Origin of the sequence: Streptomyces hilarionis, from assembly GCF_024539675.1 — a bacterium.
GTDB lineage: Bacteria > Actinomycetota > Actinomycetes > Streptomycetales > Streptomycetaceae > Streptomyces > Streptomyces hilarionis.
Genome location: NZ_JAHHIT010000419.1, coordinates 1 through 486, shown reverse-complemented (window position 1 = coordinate 486; position 486 = coordinate 1). Strand labels below are relative to the sequence as shown.

Annotated in this window: 1 pseudogene; it reads right to left on the bottom strand. The window is 77.8% G+C overall.

The window, feature by feature from the left end:
- Positions 1 to 100: 100 nt before the first annotated feature.
- Positions 101 to 486: pseudogene (locus KMS84_RS38935) on the bottom strand (hypothetical protein); the annotation flags it as partial.

Genomic DNA, 486 nt, shown 5'->3' with positions numbered 1-486 from the left:
CGAGGGGTGCGAGGAGAAGGGGACGGGAACAGGGTGGCGAGGAGGGAGGGGATGACGCCGACGGGGTGAAGAGAGGGGGGAAGGGCGGGCGCCGCTCCGTCTAACCGGGGAACACGGGCACGTCCCGATACCTGTGCTGCGTCGCCACGGGGTCGGAGTCCGCCGCGGCGCCGAGCGCGGGCCACGGCACCGGCCGGTGCAGCGGCGCGACGACGGCGTACGCGTCGTTGTGGCGCGGCGTGCCGCCGTCGGAGGCCGACCCGCCCGCCGGGTCGCCGGACGGATCGCCGCCCGGCCTCTGGCCCGCGGGAGGGGACACCGGCGAGGCGACCGCGGGACGCCCGTCGCGGGACGCCGCGCTCGGTCGCACCGCAGGCGGCGAGCCACCGGCGACGAAGACCACGGATCCGTGGACCGCGGCATCCACCTGCCCGGTCGTCGAAGCCGAACCCGCCCCCACTCGGCCCACCCTCGCGACCCCAGCCC